Origin of the sequence: Enemella dayhoffiae (assembly GCF_002250625.1) — a bacterium.
Classification (GTDB): Bacteria; Actinomycetota; Actinomycetes; order Propionibacteriales; family Propionibacteriaceae; genus Enemella; species Enemella dayhoffiae.
The window spans coordinates 1-1030 of sequence record NZ_NMVQ01000041.1; the positions used below are offsets into that span (position 1 = coordinate 1).

Annotated in this window: 2 protein-coding genes; both read right to left on the minus strand. The window is 66.3% G+C overall.

Going from position 1 to position 1030, the window contains the following annotated elements; translation table 11 throughout:
- Positions 1 to 83: 83 nt before the first annotated feature.
- The gene (locus tag CGZ93_RS14005) at positions 84 to 686 is read right to left on the minus strand and encodes a cadmium resistance transporter (RefSeq protein ID WP_094364785.1); all 603 of its coding nucleotides are present in this window, start codon (positions 684 to 686) and stop codon (positions 84 to 86) included.
- Positions 683 to 1030, minus strand: a 348-nt coding sequence (gene cmtR, locus CGZ93_RS14010; RefSeq protein WP_229117467.1) for a Cd(II)/Pb(II)-sensing metalloregulatory transcriptional regulator CmtR, incomplete at its 5' end; no start/stop codon positions are given. The genes CGZ93_RS14005 and cmtR, both read right to left, overlap by 4 nt.

Here is a 1030-nt window from a genome sequence, read left to right on the forward strand (position 1 = left end):
GCAGGACTGGCTGCAGGTAGGTGTCGCGGTCTGAACCGAGAGGGGTGCGCCCGGTCGGGGCCGTTTGGATCGCTGCCGCTACGTCAGAGTCCGAAGGCTCCGCCGCTGACGAGGATCACGATGCCGAGGCCGATGAGAACGATGGGGAAGAGGATGTGCTCCCAGCGTTCGAGCACTTCGGCGATCGGGGGGCGGGTGGCGACGAACTTTGCCAGGGCCACCAGGACCGCGACGAGCGCGAGGAAGATGATGCAGTAGGCGACTACTGCGAGAGGTTCCACGCTGAGGAAGACAGGGGTGTAGACGCCGATGTTGTCGCCGCCGTTGGCAAGGGTGACGCCTGCGACTGTCCACACGCCGACCTTCTTGCCGGCAACCTTGGCCTCGTCGTCATCGTCGTCATCGTCTCCGCGCCAGGCCTGCCATGCGGCCCAGAGGCCGAGGCCCAGAGGGATGAGACCGAAGTACGGGATGGCTGCCGAGGGCAGGAATGCTCCGGCACCGATGGTCACCAGGACCGCGGCACCGAGGATGCCGGCGAATCCGAGGTACTGGCCGGCCAGAATGCGGGCGGTAGTGCCGCGCTGGCCTGCCCCTCGCGCGAAGAAGAGGGAGAGCACGATGATGTCGTCGATGTTGGTCGCTGCGAACAGGCCCATCGCCTGCAAGACCGAGGTGAGGATCATGCGCCCTCCCCAGCTGCGTCGCATCCGGGAAGCGAGCAGGCGGGATCGATGCACGGGGCGTCTTCGTCCACTGCCAGGGTGGCATCGACCAGTGCCGTCAGCGCCTGCGCCAGGTGCGAATCGGCGATCTCATATCGTGTCCGACGACCCTCGGGCTCGGAGACGACGATCCCGCAATCGCGCAGGCATGCCAGGTGGTTGGACACGTTCGGGCGTGTCAGGTCCAGATCTCGGGCCAGTTCCGCCGGGTAAGCGGGATGGTCGAGCAGGGTCAAGATGATCCGGGATCGAGTGGGGTCGGCCAGTGCACGACCCAGGCGGTTCATCACGTCGAGACGCGAAGC

Bases quoted from the DNA above. Each gene is read 5' to 3' on its own strand.
- CGZ93_RS14005 (WP_094364785.1), bottom strand. From the start codon at position 686: ATGATCCTCACCTCGGTCTTGCAGGCGATGGGCCTGTTCGCAGCGACC.